General features: G+C 67.7%; 18 protein-coding genes and 1 tRNA gene. 7 read left to right on the top strand and 12 right to left on the bottom strand.

The window, feature by feature from the left end; genetic code table 11:
• Positions 1–39 precede the first annotated feature (39 nt).
• Together ABDV78_RS06400 and ABDV78_RS06395 are read left to right on the top strand one after the other, a co-directional pair.
• Positions 40–1284: a cation:dicarboxylase symporter family transporter gene (locus tag ABDV78_RS06400; RefSeq protein WP_343526515.1), complete on the top strand. Its 1245-nt coding sequence runs from the start codon at positions 40–42 to the stop codon at positions 1282–1284.
• Positions 1281–2273 (top strand): aldo/keto reductase, encoded by a 993-nt coding sequence (locus tag ABDV78_RS06395; protein WP_343526514.1) that lies wholly within the window; start codon positions 1281–1283, stop codon positions 2271–2273. The genes ABDV78_RS06400 and ABDV78_RS06395 overlap by 4 nt, the downstream gene beginning before the upstream one ends.
• Positions 2274–2340: 67 nt before the next feature.
• On the opposite strand, the gene ABDV78_RS06390 is transcribed toward ABDV78_RS06395, so the two are convergent.
• Complete coding sequence (locus tag ABDV78_RS06390) at positions 2341–3927, bottom strand: peptide MFS transporter (protein ID WP_343526513.1); 1587 nt, start codon at positions 3925–3927, stop codon at positions 2341–2343.
• 129 nt (positions 3928–4056) lie between these two features.
• Here ABDV78_RS06390 and ABDV78_RS06385 point away from each other — a divergent pair, with 129 nt between their 5' ends.
• Positions 4057–4656, top strand: coding sequence for a nitroreductase (locus tag ABDV78_RS06385; RefSeq protein WP_343526512.1), 600 nt, complete (start codon positions 4057–4059; stop codon positions 4654–4656).
• Between the two features lie 74 nt (positions 4657–4730).
• Entirely contained in the window at positions 4731–5087 is a 357-nt protein-coding gene (locus ABDV78_RS06380; RefSeq protein ID WP_343526511.1) for a GntR family transcriptional regulator, read from the top strand.
• 82 nt (positions 5088–5169) lie between these two features.
• Here ABDV78_RS06380 and ABDV78_RS06375 read toward each other — a convergent pair whose 3' ends face one another.
• The 5 genes from ABDV78_RS06375 to ABDV78_RS06355 all read right to left on the bottom strand — a co-directional run bounded on the left by ABDV78_RS06375 (position 5170) and on the right by ABDV78_RS06355 (position 10108).
• Complete coding sequence (locus ABDV78_RS06375) at positions 5170–6183, bottom strand: PepSY-associated TM helix domain-containing protein (RefSeq protein WP_343526510.1); 1014 nt, start codon at positions 6181–6183, stop codon at positions 5170–5172.
• A 93-nt stretch (positions 6184–6276) separates the two neighbouring features.
• Complete coding sequence (locus ABDV78_RS06370; protein WP_343526508.1) at positions 6277–6522, bottom strand: ribbon-helix-helix domain-containing protein; 246 nt, start codon at positions 6520–6522, stop codon at positions 6277–6279.
• Positions 6519–8342: a cobaltochelatase subunit CobT gene (gene cobT / locus ABDV78_RS06365; protein WP_343526506.1), complete on the bottom strand. Its 1824-nt coding sequence runs from the start codon at positions 8340–8342 to the stop codon at positions 6519–6521. The genes ABDV78_RS06370 and cobT overlap by 4 nt, the downstream gene beginning before the upstream one ends.
• Positions 8343–8348: 6 nt before the next feature.
• Positions 8349–9353 carry a cobaltochelatase subunit CobS gene (gene cobS / locus ABDV78_RS06360; RefSeq protein ID WP_343526504.1) on the bottom strand — a complete coding sequence of 335 codons (1005 nt, stop codon included), beginning with the start codon at positions 9351–9353 and terminating at the stop codon, positions 8349–8351.
• 140 nt (positions 9354–9493) lie between these two features.
• The gene (locus ABDV78_RS06355; protein WP_343526503.1) at positions 9494–10108 is read right to left on the bottom strand and encodes a J domain-containing protein; all 615 of its coding nucleotides are present in this window, start codon (positions 10106–10108) and stop codon (positions 9494–9496) included.
• Positions 10109–10148: 40 nt separating this feature from the next.
• Here ABDV78_RS06355 and ABDV78_RS06350 point away from each other — a divergent pair, with 40 nt between their 5' ends.
• The 3 genes from ABDV78_RS06350 to ABDV78_RS06340 all read left to right on the top strand — a co-directional run bounded on the left by ABDV78_RS06350 (position 10149) and on the right by ABDV78_RS06340 (position 11865).
• The gene (locus ABDV78_RS06350) at positions 10149–10433 is read left to right on the top strand and encodes a BolA family protein (protein WP_343526502.1); all 285 of its coding nucleotides are present in this window, start codon (positions 10149–10151) and stop codon (positions 10431–10433) included.
• 78 nt (positions 10434–10511) lie between these two features.
• Positions 10512–10973, top strand: coding sequence for an NUDIX domain-containing protein (locus ABDV78_RS06345; protein WP_343526501.1), 462 nt, complete (start codon positions 10512–10514; stop codon positions 10971–10973).
• Positions 10966–11865: a pirin family protein gene (locus tag ABDV78_RS06340; RefSeq protein ID WP_343526500.1), complete on the top strand. Its 900-nt coding sequence runs from the start codon at positions 10966–10968 to the stop codon at positions 11863–11865. The genes ABDV78_RS06345 and ABDV78_RS06340 overlap by 8 nt, the downstream gene beginning before the upstream one ends.
• Before the next feature lie 69 nt (positions 11866–11934).
• Here the strand turns inward: ABDV78_RS06340 and ABDV78_RS06335 are convergent.
• The 6 genes from ABDV78_RS06335 to ABDV78_RS06310 all read right to left on the bottom strand — a co-directional run.
• Positions 11935–12010 (bottom strand) — tRNA-Phe (locus tag ABDV78_RS06335).
• Positions 12011–12041: 31 nt separating this feature from the next.
• Positions 12042–12209, bottom strand: a complete 168-nt coding sequence (gene yacG / locus ABDV78_RS06330; protein ID WP_343526499.1) for a DNA gyrase inhibitor YacG — start codon at positions 12207–12209, stop codon at positions 12042–12044.
• Positions 12206–13159, bottom strand: a complete 954-nt coding sequence (locus ABDV78_RS06325) for a ribonuclease (protein ID WP_343526497.1) — start codon at positions 13157–13159, stop codon at positions 12206–12208. Before ABDV78_RS06325 ends, yacG begins: the two co-directional genes overlap by 4 nt.
• Positions 13152–13721 carry a nucleoside triphosphate pyrophosphatase gene (locus tag ABDV78_RS06320; RefSeq protein ID WP_343526633.1) on the bottom strand — a complete coding sequence of 190 codons (570 nt, stop codon included), beginning with the start codon at positions 13719–13721 and terminating at the stop codon, positions 13152–13154. The genes ABDV78_RS06325 and ABDV78_RS06320 overlap by 8 nt, the downstream gene beginning before the upstream one ends.
• A 14-nt stretch (positions 13722–13735) precedes the next feature.
• Positions 13736–13954: a translation initiation factor IF-1 gene (gene infA / locus ABDV78_RS06315; RefSeq protein WP_007403889.1), complete on the bottom strand. Its 219-nt coding sequence runs from the start codon at positions 13952–13954 to the stop codon at positions 13736–13738.
• A gap of 191 nt (positions 13955–14145) precedes the next feature.
• A partial coding sequence (locus tag ABDV78_RS06310) for a hypothetical protein (RefSeq protein WP_343526492.1) occupies positions 14146–14785 on the bottom strand: 640 nt, incomplete at its 5' end.

The following is a 14785-nucleotide window of genomic DNA, read 5'->3' as shown; positions in this document are numbered from 1 at the left end:
GCGACCTTTCCAAAAGCTCAAAATACGCGAGAAACGCCCATGTCCCGCGCCACCCTGATTCTTTTGTGCCTGGCCGCCGGTCTGTTGATCGGCGTCGGGATGGCGACCGCCGCGCCCGCCGTCGCGGCGGCCATCGCCACCGTCGCGGGGCCGATCGGCACCTTGTGGCTAAACGGGTTGCAGATGACGGTCATCCCGCTGGTCGTCACGCTGCTGATCACCGGGGTCGCCGCGACGGCGCAGGCGGTGCAGGCCGGGCGGATCGCGGGCCGCGCGATCGCCACCTTTCTGGGGCTGGTCACGCTGACCGGGACCATGTCGGCGATCGTCACGCCGGGGCTGCTGCACCTGCTGCCGATCCCGCGCGATGCGGCGGCGGCGCTGAAGGGGGCGCTGGGCCATGCCGAGCCGGTCACGGCGCCACCGCCCATCGCAGACTTCGTCACCGGGATCGTGCCGACCAACATCTTCGCCGCCGCCACCAACAATGCGCTGCTGTCGCTGATCCTGTTCACCCTGGCCTTTGCCTTCGCCATCACCCGGATCGAGGGGGAGGGGCGCGACACGCTGCTGCGCGTGTTCACCGCGATCCGCGACGCGATGCTGGTGCTGATCGGCTGGGTCCTGTGGCTGGCGCCGCTGGGCGTGTTCGCGCTGGCGTTCGTCGTCGGGGCCGGCGCAGGCGGCGGGGCGTTCCGCGCGCTGGCGCACTATATCACCATCATCGCGAGCGTCGGCGTCATCGTCATCCTGATGGCCTATGCCGTGGCGATGCTGGCGGCGCGGGTGCCGCTGGGGCGCTTTGCCCGCGCGCTGGCCCCGGCACAGGCGGTCGCCATCTCGACCCAAAGCTCGCTCGCCAGCCTGCCCGCGATGATAGAGGGCACGAAGACCCTGCGCATCGCCCCCGCGACCGCCGGTCTGGTCCTGCCCATGGCGGTCGCGATGTTCCGCGCGACCCAGCCCGCGATGAACGTCGCGGTGTCGCTCTACATCGCCGACTGGTTCGGGATCGTTCCCGGCGCGGCCGCGATCGTGGCCGCCGTGGTGGTCGCGATCCTGTGTTCGCTGGGGTCGGCCAGCCTGCCCGCGCAGATCACCTTCTTCGCCTCGATCGCGCCGGTCTGCGTCGCGCTGGGCGTGCCCGCCGCGCCCCTGGGGCTGCTCATCGCAGTGGAGACGATACCGGACATCTTCCGCACCCTGGGCAATGTCAGCATGGACCTTGCCGCCACCGCGACCGTTTCCCGGTTGAGCGGCACGATCGACGAGGACACCCCATGAAGTATCGCACACTCGGACCCGAATTCGAGGTCTCGGCGCTGGGCCTCGGCTGCATGCCGATGGCGGGCATCGGCAGGAACATGTATGGCGCGGCGGACGAGGCGGAGAGCATCGCCACCATCCACCGGGCGATCGAACTGGGCGTGACCCTGTTCGACACCGCCGAAATCTATGGCCCGCTGGTCAATGAGGAACTGGTCGGCCGCGCCATTCGGGGCAAGCGCGACGCGGTCGTGATCGCGACCAAATTCGGTTTCCGCTATGACGACAACGGGATGACCGGCGTGGATTCCACCCCCGCCAATGTCAGCCGCGCCTGCGAGGGCTCTCTCCGGCGGCTCGGCGTCGAGACGATCGACCTGTTCTATCAGCACCGGGTCGATCCCAATGTGCCGATCGAGGACACGGTCGGCGCGATGGGGCGGCTGGTCGAGCAGGGCAAGGTCCGGCGGCTGGGCCTGTCGGAGGCGAGCGCCGAGACGATCCGCCGGGCCGCCGCCGTTCATCCGATCGCGGCGGTCCAGTCCGAATATTCGCTGTGGGAGCGCGATGTCGAGGCCGACATCCTGCCGGTGGTCCGCGAACTGGGTATCGGCTTTGTGCCGTACAGCCCGCTGGGGCGCGGCTTCCTGACCGGGCAGATCACCCGGCGCGAGGATTTACCGGAGGGCGATTATCGCCGCAACGACCCGCGCTATTCCGAGGAGAATTTCGACCGGAATCTGAAGGTCGTGGAGGTGGTGAAGGCGATCGCCGCCGCGCATGATGCCAGTGCGGCGCAGGTCGCGCTGGCCTGGTTGCTGGCGCAAGGCGACGACATCGTGCCGATCCCGGGTTCCAAGCGGCGCGCGACGCTGGAGGATTCGATGAAGGCGGCGGCGCTGGATTTGTCGGCGGAGGAACTGGCCAGGCTGGACGAGGCCTCGCCACGCGGCGGTACGGCGGGGCCTCGCTATGGCGAGCGGGCGATGGCGATGACGCGGCTCTGAGCCCGGCATCCCACCTCCACGCGGCATGAACGGCGGTCGGTCATCAAATCCCGACCGCCTGCTTCGCTTAAAGCGGCTTCTGCTCCAGCCGGGTGTCGATGCCCGCCGCCGCCGGTTCGGCCAGTTCCTTGTCCCCCGCCAGTGCTCCTTCGGCCTTGAGCAGGTCGAGATGCATCAGCCTGGCGATGAAGGGCGAGACGATCAGGACGGCCACGCCGATCCCGATCGAGAACCAGCCGATCCGCATATAGACGTCGAGCACCTTTTCCGGCCCCGCGCTCTCGCCTCCGGTCGCCTGCGCGATCAGTCCTGCGATGAAATTGCCCGCCGCCGTCGCCAGGAACCAGGTGCCCATCATCAGCCCGGTCATGCTTGGCAGCGACAGCCGCGTCATCGCCGCCAGGCCGACGGGCGAGAAGCAGAGTTCGGCCATGGTATGGAACAGATAGATGAGGATCACGAAGATCATCGGCGTCGGCGCCCCCGCATAGGCGGCGGCGCCCGCGATCAGCACCAGAAAGCCCGCGCCCACGCCGACCAGGCCGATGCCGAACTTGAATGGCGCGCTCGGCTCCAGCCCGCGCTTGCCCAGGAAGGTCCAGAGCGCGGCGAACAGCGGCGCCAGCAGGATGATGAAGATCGAATTGACCGACTGGAAGGCCGAAGCCGGAATGACCCAACCCAGCAGGCTGCGGTCGACCATGCGATCGGCATAGACGTTGAGCGAGGAGCCCGCTTGTTCGAACAAGGCCCAGAAGAGGGGACAGAGGGCGATCAGGAACAGCGCGGCCAGAATGCGGTCGCGATCGACCCGGGGCAGGGTGAACACCGCGCGCCACAGGATGAAGCCGATCGTGCCGATGCTGAACGCGATCAGCAGCGTGCCGACCGCATCCTGATGCCGGATCAACTGCCACGTCACCAGCGTCGCGACGATCGCGCCCAGATAGATCAGCCATTCGCGCGACAGACCGGCCACGACCGGCGCGCGCAGCAGGGGCAGGGATGGCGCTTCACCCGCGCCATGCAGTTCGCGCTTGAGCGCGATGAAGGCGACGAGGCCCAGCAACATGCCCACGCCCGCCGCGCCGAAGCCATAGGCCCAGCCCACCATCTCGCCCAGTACGCCGCAGACGATCGGCCCCAATGCGCCGCCGCCGTTGATCCCCATGTAGAAGATCGAGAAGGCGGGATCGCGCCGCATATCGTCGCGCGCATAAAGCTGTCCCACCAGCACCGAGATGTTGGCCTTCAGGAAGCCGGTGCCGATGACGATCGCGGCCAGCGCCAGATAGAAGCCCTCCAGATAGACGCCCTGCGCGCCCTGCGGCCCCTCAAGCGCGGCGATCAGCAGATGGCCGAAGGCGATGAACAGACCACCCGCTAGTACCGCGCGTCTCGCCCCCAGATAGCGATCGGCCAGATAGCCCCCGATCACCGGCGTGAAATAGACCAGCGACATATAGGCGGCATAGATGCCGAAGGCCGGTTCGTCGGTGAACAGGAAGTGCTTGGTCAGGTAGAAGACCAGGATGGCGCGCATTCCGTAGAAGGAAAAACGCTCCCACATCTCGGTGAAGAACAACAGGAACAGGCCTCGGGGATGCCCCAAAACCGTCTTGCCGCGTGCAGCGGCCTCATACGCAGTCGCCATGCCGGCGTTTACTCCATCGGAATCGCCCCCGCTGCGCCAGGGGGCGCAGGCGGGGGCGTAATGGTTCAGTAACCTAACGCCAAAGCCGCGACTGTAAATATCATGCGCGACGACGTAAGGATCGATGCCATGACCGACATGGCTTTCAACGACCGCTCGACCCCGCTGACGCTGCTTGCGACCCGCCGATCGGGCAAGCCGCGCGACCTGATCGCGCCGGGACCGGACGAGCGCGAACTGGCGGAGATGCTGGCGATCGCCGCGCGCACGCCCGACCATGGCAAGCTCGCCCCCTGGCGTTTCGTGATCGTCCCCATCGAAGCGCGCGGGACGCTGGCCGACGTCATCACCACCGCCTATCGGGCCGAACGCCCCCAGGCGAGCGCGACCGAGATCACCGCGCTGGAACAGTTCGCGCATCAGGCTCCGGGCCTCGTCACTGTCCTGTCCAGTCCCAGGATCGACAGCCATATTCCGTTATGGGAGCAGGAATTGTCGGCGGGCGCGGCGTGCATGAACCTGCTCCATGCCGCCCATGCCATGGGCTATGCCGGGGGCTGGCTGACCGGCTGGCCGGCCTTTTCCGACGCGGTGCGCGATGCCTTTGGCGCGGCGCCCGAGCGCATCGTCGGCTTCGTCTTCCTGGGCACGCCCGGCCGCCCGCTCGACGAGCGGCCCCGCCCCGACATGGCGCGGATCGTGTCAACCTGGAGCGGGCCCGAGGCATGACCGGGCGGCGTGGCCGCAAACGATATCGGATCGGCCCCCTCGACTTTTCGTGTCGCCCGCTGTATTAATTCGGCATGACAGCTCTTAGCGGTGACGACAGCCCGGTTTACATCCGCCTGCGCGGGACGATCGCGACGGGGATTCTCAACGGCACCTATCGGACCGGGGACCAGCTTCCCTCGGTCCGGGCGCTCGCCGCCGAACAGGGGGCCAACCCGCTGACGGTCGCCAAGGCCTATCAGAGCTTTCAGGACGATGGTTATGTCGAGGTGCGGCGCGGGGTCGGCATGTTCGTGATGCCGGGGGCCGCCGATCGCCTGCGCGCCGCCGAGCGGAGCAGCTTCCTGGCGGTGCAATGGCCGCGCATCCGTGACCATATCGAGCTGCTGGGACTGGACGCGACCGACCTGCTCGCGCCCGAGCGGGTCTGAAGCTTCGTTCGAAAATCCGCGAAAGCGCGCCGTCGGATAGGGCGCCCGCAAAACGGGCCTTCCCCGTCGCTTCAAACCGGCTCTAACGCCTCCTCGCCCAGCCGATCAGGCCGCTGGTGGCGAGCAGCGCGATCAGCAGGCCCGAAGCGGTCGCGAAAAGCCGCCATATCCATGACAGGCCCGCGCCGCTGTGCCAGCGATAGGCCCAGAAGCGCGCGATCGGCTCCCCCCTTGCCGGGGCGGCGATGGCGGACCCGCTGTCGTCGGCGACCTTGATCGCGGGCGCCGTCGGTCCGGCGAAATGCAGGGTCCAGTCGGGGGATCGCTCGGTCGGCCAGTCGATCTGCGTCAACCGACCATGGGGCCAGGCTCGTGCGCCCGCCACCACCCGCGCGACCGACAGCGCGGGCCGCGCGAGCGGCGGCGCGACGGGGTGGGGACTGCGGGCCGCGTCCGCGCCGATCAGCAGAGCGAGCCCGGATGGAAAGGCGAGCGCGACACCGCTAGCCGCGAAGAGGATCAGCGGGATCATGGCCCATGGCGCCAGGCGGCGATGCATCGCACGGGATCGCTCCTTGGCCTTGGCGCGCCGCTGGGATCGGTCGCGCACTGCCCAGAGCCCGAGGCCGGTGATGGCGGACAGACAGGCCGCGATCCCGACCATGCCGACCAGCACGTGCCCGATGCCGGGGATCAGCAGCGCGTCATGCAGCGCTCGCAGCCCCGGCACCACGCCGCGATCGCGCGCGCCATAGGCCAGCATGCGGCCCGTCGGCGGATCGAGGAACAGCATCCGGGCCTGCCCGTCGGTCCGTTGCAGCGTCACGATCACCGGCCGCGATCCGTCCTGCATCGACAGGCCCGCGATCCGCTCGCCGGGGCGCATCGCCTGTCGCGCGGCGGTCGCATAATCCTGGGCGGCGATCCGCGTCTCGCCGCTGATCCGGTAGCGGGCGGGGTGGGTGATGCGGTCGATCGGACCGCTCCAGACCAATGCCACGCCCGACAGCGCGACCGCGATCAGCAGCCAGCCCATCGTCAGCGCCAGCCAGCGATGCACGCGCAAACCGATCGAGCGAAGGGCGATTCCGGCCATCCCACATTCCGACAGAGACGGTGCGCCCTGCCGTAGCGGGACGATGGCGTCAATCTGGCGGGATGGCGTCCCCGTTTTCCGGGCGAACCGGAATCACCGCCGCAGGAAAAGCCACGACCGGATCGCGCTCGCCAAGTTGGGCGGATCGACGACGACGATGCGCAGCGCGTCGATCTCCGCCACCAGCGCCGACAATGGCAGGCCGTGCGCCACCGCCGCATCCTCCAGCGCGGTCCAGAATACCGGCTCGAGGCTGATCGAGGTCTGGTGTCCCGCGATCGTGATCGATCGTTTCACCGGGCCGACAAAACCCTCCGCCGGGGCCTCGATCCGGCTCATTCGGTGTCGAACAGGCTGGCCAATTGCTCGATGATCGTACCGCCCAGTTGCTCGGCGTCCATGATCGTCACCGCGCGGGCATAATAGCGGGTGACGTCATGGCCGATGCCGATCGCGACCAGCTCCACGGGGCTCTTGGTCTCGATCCAGCCGATCACCTGGCGCAGATGCCGTTCCAGATAGCTGCCCGAATTGACCGACAGGGTCGAGTCGTCCACCGGCGCGCCATCGGAGATGACCATCAGGATGCGCCGCTCCTCGGGCCGCGCGACCAGACGACTATGCGCCCACATCAGCGCCTCGCCGTCGATATTCTCCTTCAGCAGCCCTTCGCGCATCATCAGGCCGAGATTGTTGCGCGCGCGCCGCCAGGGCTCGTCGGCCTGTTTGTAGACGATGTGGCGGATGTCGTTCAGTCGCCCAGGTTGCGGCGGACGCCCGGCGGCGAGCCAGGTTTCGCGGCTCTGCCCGCCCTTCCAGGCGCGGGTGGTGAAGCCCAGGATTTCGGTCTTCACCCCGCACCGCTCCAGCGTGCGCGCCAGGATGTCGGCGGAGATGGCGGCGATGCCGATCGGCCGCCCGCGCATCGACCCGGAATTGTCGATCAGCAAAGTGACGACGGTGTCGCGGAAATCGGTGTCGCGTTCGATCTTGTAGGACAGCGACTGGCCGGGGTTCACCACCACGCGGGCGAGCCGTGCGGCGTCGAGGATCCCCTCTTCCTGGTCGAAGTCCCAGGACCGCGACTGTTGCGCCATCAACCGGCGTTGCAGGCGGTTGGCGAGCTTCGACACCGCCGATTGCAGATGCGCGAGCTGCTGGTCGAGATAGCCGCGAAGCCGCGCCAGTTCGTCCGCATCGCACAATTCGCCCGCCGCGATCACCTCGTCATACTGGGTGGTCCAGGGCTTATAGTCGAACTGGGCGCTCGGATCGACCAGTGGGCGGTTGGGGCGGGTCGGCTGGCTGCCCTCGTCACCCTCGTCGCCGGGATCGCCGTCGAGATCGTCGAAGGAGTCCTGGCTCTGGTCCTGCGACTCGCCATCCTCGCTGTCCGAGTCGCGCTTCTCCGATCGCGCCTCGACCTCGCCTTCGCCCTGGCCCTGCTCGTCGTTGTCCTCGTCGCTTTCGTCCTCGTTCTGCTGGTCCTCACCCTCTTCCTCATTGCCGCCGTCATCGGCCTCTTCGGGCTCGGCAGGGGGCTCGGCCAGTTCGAGATCGGCGAGCATCCGCGCGGCGAGCGTCTGGAACGCCTTCTGATCGTCCATCGCGCCCGCCAGCGCATCGAGATCGGTCGCCCCCTCCAGCCAGTCGCGGACCAGCGCCAAGGCGGGTGCGGCTTCGGCGGGGGAGGGGCGGCCCGTCATCCGCTCGCGCAGCAACAGCCCGAGCGCGGTCGATAGCGGCACCTCGTCCCGGTTGCGCGCCCGCGTCATCGGATCGGTGCGCAGCCGTACGTCGAGCGCCCGCGCCAGATTCTCGCCGATCCCGACATAGCCGCGCGCACCCAGCGCCTCGATCCGCGCCGTCTCCACCGCATCATAGACCGCGCGCGCCACCGCCTCGACCGGCGCGGCCTTCGCATGGAGCGCGGTGTCGTGCAGCTTCAGCCGCAGCGCGAAGGCGTCGGCGAATCCGCGCGCCTCCGCCACCTGATCGGCGGGCAGCGCGCGGCCGGGCATGGGCACGCGGATATGCTTGCCCGATTGCGTCGGCGCATCGGCGGTGAAGGCAAGCTCCACCTCCGGCTCCTGCGCGATGGTGCGCGCGGTGCCGCCGAGGACCGCCTTGAACCGGTCGAGAGGGGTGTCGTTCGCCAACGGAGGTCAGGCCCGGCCGACGACGCTTTCAGGCAGGTCCTTGCCGAACACGCGCTGATAATATTCCGCGACCAGCGCGCGCTCATTCTCGTCGCACTTGTTGAGGAAGGACAGGCGGAAGGCAAAGCCCGGATCGCCGAAGATCAGCGTGTTCTGCGCCCAGGTGATGACGGTGCGCGGGCTCATCACGGTCGAGATGTCGCCGTTGATGAAGCCCTTGCGGGTCATGTCGGCGACGCGGACCATGTTCTCGACCAGCTGCTTGCCCTCGGGCTTGTCATATTCGCCGGACTTGGCGAGCACGATCTGCGCCTCGGTGGCGGCGGGCAGATAGTTGAGCGTGACCACGATGTTCCAGCGGTCCATCTGGCCCTGGTTGATCTGCTGCGTCCCGTGATACAGGCCGCTGGTGTCGCCCAGGCCTACCGTGTTGGCGGTGGCGAACAGGCGGAACCACTTGTTGGGGCGGATCACCCGGTTCTGGTCGAGCAGGGTCAGCTTGCCCTCGGTCTCCAGCACGCGCTGGATCACGAACATCACATCGGGGCGGCCGGCATCATATTCGTCGAAGACGAGCGCGGTCGGCGTCTGGAGCGCCCAGGGGAGCAGGCCCTCGCGGAACTCGGTCACCTGCTGCCCGTCCTTCAGGACGATGGCGTCGCGGCCGATCAGGTCGATACGGCTGATATGCGCGTCCAGGTTGATGCGGATGCACGGCCAGTTCAGGCGCGCGGCAACCTGTTCGATATGGCTCGACTTGCCGGTGCCGTGATAACCCTGCACCATCACGCGGCGGTTGTGCGCGAAACCGGCCAGGATCGCCAGCGTCGTGTCGGGATCGAACACATAGGCGGGATCGAGATCGGGCACGCGCTCATCGGCTTGCGAGAAGGCGGGCACCTCCATGTCGGTATCGATGCCGAACACGTCGCGCACCGACACCATCTTGTCGGGTGCGTCGAGGATCGTCGTATCGCGGCTGTCGGGAAGCGTATTCGGGATGTTGGTCATCAGGCCCTCGTCTCGTCGCTCAACGCCTTAGGCCAAGCGCGGCTCCCTACTCAATGGCAAGGATCGCACGAAGTTGGCCGAGTGGCGATTGCGGGGCGATCGCTCCGGCCTTTCGCCGGGATGGTGCGGTCATTCCCCGCTCAGGCGAAGGCCGGGGCCTGTCGCAACTGCTGATACGCCGCGATCACCTTTTGCAGTCGCCCTTCGTGGCTGCGATCGCCGCCATTGCGGTCGGGGTGATAGCGGCGGACCAGCTCGCTATAGCGCCGCCGCAGCGCGCTGCGATCCGCGTTCGCCTCCAGCCCCAGCACCTTCAGGCTTTCCCGGTCCTGCCCCGACAGGGGCTTGCCGTCGCTGCGTTCGGGGGCGGTCTCGCGGCGGTAGCGTGCGGCGATCGCGTCGAGCGGGTCGGAGAAATCCGCCCAGCGCGGCCCCGGATCGGTGCCCCCTTGCGCAAAGGCCCGTGTCTCGCGTTCCCAGCCCGAATAGGGGCGTTGTGCGCGGTGGATCTCGTCCGCGCTCATGCCCTCGAAGAAATTATAGCGGCTGTTGAACGCGCGGACATGCTCCAGGCAGAACCAGCGGAACTGGCCCGGCCCATCGCCGCCGCGCGTTCCTTCGGCCGGCGGCGCACGGAACTCGCCCGCCTGCGCGCAACCGGCATGATCGCAGGCGCGACCGCTATTCTCGACCCGGCCGTGAAAACGCGCACCGGGTTTGTCCCTGGGGGTATCGCTGCTCGACCGACGCGTCACTGCTATCCGCTTGTCCCGAAAAACCGTCTATATAGGGGGCATGACCGATATCACCACCGCCCCTGTCGCCGATCAGATCACTGCCCGTCTGACCCAGGCGCTCCAGCCGACCCATCTCGACGTCATCAACGAAAGCGCGCTGCATAGCGGCCATCTGGGCGATGATGGCACGGGCGAGAGCCATTTCCGCGTGATTGTCGAATCGCCGCTTTTCGCGGGCCAGTCGCGGGTCGCGCGCCAGCGCATGGTGAACCGCGCGCTTGCCGATCTGTTGTCGGAGCGTATCCACGCGCTGGCGATCAGCGCGAAGGCGCCCGAGGAGTAAGCGAATGGCCTATGACCTGTGGTACTGGCCCGGCCTGCCGGGACGCGGCGCGTTCGTCCGGCTGACGCTGGAGGCCGCATGATCCGCCAACCCCGTCCCGCCGCGCGCATCCTGCTGGTCGATGCGGGTGGGCGGGCGCTGATGTTCCGCTTCACCCCCGATGATCGTCCGCCCTTCTGGTGCACGCCCGGCGGCGCGGTCGATCCGGGCGAGAGCTATGAGGATGCCGCGCGGCGCGAATTGTGGGAGGAAACCGGCCTCGACCGCGATTGCGGGCCGCAGGTGGCGCGGCGACAGGTCGAGTTCCGCACCATAGAGGGTGTCGAGGTCGAGGCCGACGAACGCTATTTCCGCGTCGATGTCGAGGGGCATGAGGTGACGGGGGCGGGCCACACCGCGCTCGAACAGCGGGTCATGCAGAGCTGGCGCTGGTTCAGCCGCGAAGAGCTTGCCGCCCATACCGAACCCTATTTCCCGACCGATCTGATCGCGCTGCTCGACGCCACGGAGCCGACCCCCATGGAGCAAAGGGATGTTTGACGATTTCCTGCTGCGCACGCTGCAGCCCTCCAGCCACGATCTGGGCGGGTTCAAGGTGCACCGGACGCTTCCCAACAAGGAGCGGACGATGGTCGGCCCCTTCATCTTCTTTGACCAGATGGGCCCGGCGCAGCTTGCGCCCGGCGCGGGGATCGACGTACGGCCGCATCCGCATATCAACCTCGCCACCGTCACCTATCTGTTCGACGGCGCGATCGGGCACCGCGATTCGCTGGGCAGCGACGTGGTGATCGAGCCCGGCGCGGTCAATTTGATGACTGCCGGACACGGCATCGTCCATTCCGAACGGTCCCCCGGCGAAGCGCGACCAAAGGGGCCGGTGCTCTCGGGCATCCAGACCTGGCTGGCGCTTCCCGAAGCACAGGAGGAGATGGACCCGACCTTCGAGCATGTGGCGGCCGAGGCTTTGCCGGAGATCGAGGGGCAGGGCGCAACCGCGCGGGTCATCATGGGGGAATTATGGGGCGCACGTGCACCGACCACCACCTATGCGGGCACCATCTATGCCGATATCGCGCTGGAGCCGGGCGGGAGCATCCCGATCGATGCCTCGGCGGAGGAGCGCGCGGTCTATTGCGCGCTGGGCGAGGCGAGCCTGGAGGGCATGACGCTGGAGCCGCAGCGACTTTACATCCTGAAGCCGGGGATCGCCGCGACGCTGCGCTCGGAATCGGGCGGGCGGGTGATGCTGTGCGGTGGCGATGCCTTCACCACGCCCCGTCATGTCTGGTGGAATTTCGTCTCCTCCCGCCGCGAGCGGATCGAGGAAGCCAAGCGCGCCTGGAAAGCGCGCGAGTTCCCGACCGTGCCGGGCGACGATGTGGAGCGGATCGAGATTCCAGAGATTCCGAAGACCGTCAGCTATCCGTGATGGGAAGGCGACGGGAAATCGCTTCGCCAATCAGCGAACCGCGAAAACACCATATATGTCAGGGAAAAATGGTGCCCAAGGGCGGGATCGAACCACCGACACTGCGATTTTCAGTCGCATGCTCTACCAACTGAGCTACTTGGGCCCACACCGCGATTGCGATTGGAGGCGTGCCTTTAGGGGTGGTTTTCGATCCTGTCCACCCCCTCTTCCTCATTTTCCTTGACCGGAATGCGATAACCCTCGCCCAGCCATTGCAGAAGGTCGCGGTCCTTGCATCCGCGCGAGCAGAAGGGGGTGTGATCGGCGGCGCTCGGCTTGTCGCAGATGGGGCAATTGGTCATGACGCTCGTTCCAGTTGCAGCGGGCGGCCGGTGCGGCGCGCGCATTCCTCGCGCCAGTCGGGATTCGCCATCAATCGATCATAGAGGGAGCCGGACAGCCTATGCACGGGGGACGACCCCGGTGGCTCGCGCTCCCATTGGCGCAGCAGCGCGCGGGCGCGGGCGCCGATGGGGTCGATGCCGAGCCGTTCGGGGATCGACGCGCGGGGACGCGGACGCACGATCTGGAGAAAGCCAAAGCCGTTGACCGCCGTCCGCTCGAAGGGGAGCGGGAGCGCGGCATCCAGCGCCTCGGCCACCGCCTGGCGCGGGCCCTTCCCCTCGATCGTCGGGAAGTCGATCCCGATCGATCCGCCGATGCCGTGGCGCAGGATCGCCTCGGCGACCGCGCGCGCGGCGGCGATCGCCAGCGTTTCGGGCGGCGCGGCGCCGTCCACGTCGAACAGGGTCATCGCCGGGGTGGGCGTCATCCGCAACACGCCGGGGCCGAAGCCGATCTCGCCCGTCACGGCTTCGTCGAGCAGTTCGGACCAGCCCGCCGCCTCCAGATCGTCCGGCTGATGCGGTTGCAACGCGCGGACGGGGAGGCCGGCGGCGGCGATACGGGCGTGGAGATCGGGGCCTGGGGCCGGCGCTGCTCCCTCGGGCGCGACCTGCGCCTTGGGAAGCTTGGAGCGGCCCCGCTCGGGGATCGCTTCGCGCGTTACGATGACGGTCAGCGCCGCTCCTTGCGTCATCCCCTTGGGAACCGGCGCGAGCAGCACGTCGCGACCCTCTTCCAGGGTCACCCGCCCCTGCCGACCCGGGAGCAGTTCGACCAGCCGACCTTGCGCCACCGTACCGACGGTCAGCGTGCCGGTCAGCTCGATCGCGGCCTCGACGATCCGGCCATCCTCGACCAGCGCGGCGCGCGCCTCGCCGATCCCGGCCTCATAGAGCCATTCAGACAAGTGGCAGCCCGGCGGCCTTCAACAGCGCCCGAGTCTCGAACAGCGGCAGGCCGATCACGCCCGAATGGCTGCCCTGGAGGAAGCGGACGAATGCCTCGGCGCGGCCCTGGATGGCGTAGCCACCGGCTTTGCCCAGCCCTTCGCCGCACGCGATATAGCCGTCGATCTCGTCCTCGGAGAGCGGCTTGAACGCGACGATGGTGTCGGCCAGCCGGGTGCGTGCCTTGCCGCCCGCGTCGATGACGCACACCGCCGACAGGGCATGATGGCGCCGCCCGGAAAGCAGGCGCAGCAGCTTGCGCTGGATATCCTGCGTATCGGCGGGGGGCAGGATGCGGCGGCCGACCGCGATGGTCGTGTCGCCCGCGACGATGATCTCGCCCTCGGCACGCGGGATGGCCTGCGCCTTTTCCATCGCCAGACGGAGCGCATAGGCACGGGGAAGCTCGGCGGGGCGGGGCGCTTCGTCGATATCGGGCGAGGCCGTGCGATCGGGCACGACTCCCAACCGCGCCAGCAGATCGCGGCGGCGCGGCGAGGAGGATGCAAGGACGAGCGGCATGGGGGGCCGTTCGCTCACTTGAAGCGGTAGGTGATCCGGCCCTTGGTCAGGTCATACGGCGTCAGTTCGACGAGCACCTCGTCGCCGACCAGCACGCGGATGCGGTTCTTGCGCATCTTGCCCGCCGTGTGCCCCAGGATCTCGTGATCATTCTCGAGCTGGACGCGGAACATCGCATTGGGGAGGAGTTCCACCACGCGGCCGCGCATCTCGAGCAGTTCTTCCTTGGCCAAAAAATACCTCGGTTCGTCGTGTTATTGGGTCTGTCGAAGAGGCGCCGCCATAGCCGCAAAGGCGCCAAAAGGAAAGGCGCGCCGAATCGACCCCGGATATGGGGGTGGAGGGGTGTTCCGACAAGGCCGCCTGTAGCGGGACAAAACTTTCTAGAGTCTGGGACAAGAGAACCTAGAGCACTCCAGCTGCGCTAGGGGACCAAAGTGGCGGACTTCAGATAGGCACCGGTCTTCGCCGCCTTGACCGGCTCGGCCATGAGCAAGTGCATTGCCATCGCCGGGTGCAAGCCATCCGTCGTGTAGGAAGTCCGGGTGGTCACGCCCGCCGCGTGAGCCTTGGAGAAATTGGCCGATAGCCCCTGCGACGTGCCCAGCCCTTTGACGGTCCACGTCCCATCGCCATTGTCGACGACCGAGCGAAGATAGATCGTCTCGACATTCGTCGTGCCGGGCTCGATCACCAGATATTCGCCAACCTGCGGCGCGGTGGAGCCGGTCAGGACCGCGCCTGTATTGGTGGCGCTGGTCGAGGTGGTAAGCGCCGATGCCAGCGTCCCGCCGCCCGTCGCGCTGTAAGGCGGAACAATGAGCTTCGGAACGCCCGACCCGTCGTCGGCCGCCCGCTGGGTCGCCGCCACGTCGATGACCTGGGCGAGCGGCGCAGGCCTCGTCATGATCCACGCGTTGACCAAGCCCAGGATCGCGGGTGACGACTCGCGCAGCGACTGACCACCGATCGTCGTCCATTGATCGCCGCTGCTCGACTTGGGCGAGATGGTCGACTGTACGATCGGCACGCCTGCATAGGTCACGGACAGCCAGGCCCACCAG

It is taken from the genome of Sphingomonas sp. (assembly GCF_039594485.1).
Taxonomy (GTDB): Bacteria; Pseudomonadota; Alphaproteobacteria; order Sphingomonadales; family Sphingomonadaceae; genus Sphingomonas.
Note: the sequence above shows the minus strand (reverse complement) of the source record. Positions and strands in the feature narration are given on the sequence as shown.

What these genes read in the sequence shown, in the direction of transcription:
- ABDV78_RS06380 (WP_343526511.1), top strand. Translation starts at nt 4,731, where the DNA reads ATGACAGCTCTTAGCGGTGACGACAGCCCGGTTTACATCCGCCTGCGC.
- ABDV78_RS06340 (WP_343526500.1), top strand. Translation starts at nt 10,966, where the DNA reads ATGTTTGACGATTTCCTGCTGCGCACGCTGCAGCCCTCCAGCCACGAT.
- yacG (WP_343526499.1), bottom strand. Translation starts at nt 12,209, where the DNA reads ATGACCAATTGCCCCATCTGCGACAAGCCGAGCGCCGCCGATCACACC.
- ABDV78_RS06320 (WP_343526633.1), bottom strand. Translation starts at nt 13,721, where the DNA reads ATGCCGCTCGTCCTTGCATCCTCCTCGCCGCGCCGCCGCGATCTGCTG.
- ABDV78_RS06375 (WP_343526510.1), bottom strand. Translation starts at nt 6,183, where the DNA reads ATGGCCGGAATCGCCCTTCGCTCGATCGGTTTGCGCGTGCATCGCTGG.
- ABDV78_RS06385 (WP_343526512.1), top strand. Translation starts at nt 4,057, where the DNA reads ATGACCGACATGGCTTTCAACGACCGCTCGACCCCGCTGACGCTGCTT.
- ABDV78_RS06390 (WP_343526513.1), bottom strand. Translation starts at nt 3,927, where the DNA reads ATGGCGACTGCGTATGAGGCCGCTGCACGCGGCAAGACGGTTTTGGGG.
- ABDV78_RS06345 (WP_343526501.1), top strand. Translation starts at nt 10,512, where the DNA reads ATGATCCGCCAACCCCGTCCCGCCGCGCGCATCCTGCTGGTCGATGCG.
- ABDV78_RS06350 (WP_343526502.1), top strand. Translation starts at nt 10,149, where the DNA reads ATGACCGATATCACCACCGCCCCTGTCGCCGATCAGATCACTGCCCGT.
- ABDV78_RS06370 (WP_343526508.1), bottom strand. Translation starts at nt 6,522, where the DNA reads ATGAGCCGGATCGAGGCCCCGGCGGAGGGTTTTGTCGGCCCGGTGAAA.
- cobS (WP_343526504.1), bottom strand. Translation starts at nt 9,353, where the DNA reads ATGACCAACATCCCGAATACGCTTCCCGACAGCCGCGATACGACGATC.
- ABDV78_RS06400 (WP_343526515.1), top strand. Translation starts at nt 40, where the DNA reads ATGTCCCGCGCCACCCTGATTCTTTTGTGCCTGGCCGCCGGTCTGTTG.
- ABDV78_RS06395 (WP_343526514.1), top strand. Translation starts at nt 1,281, where the DNA reads ATGAAGTATCGCACACTCGGACCCGAATTCGAGGTCTCGGCGCTGGGC.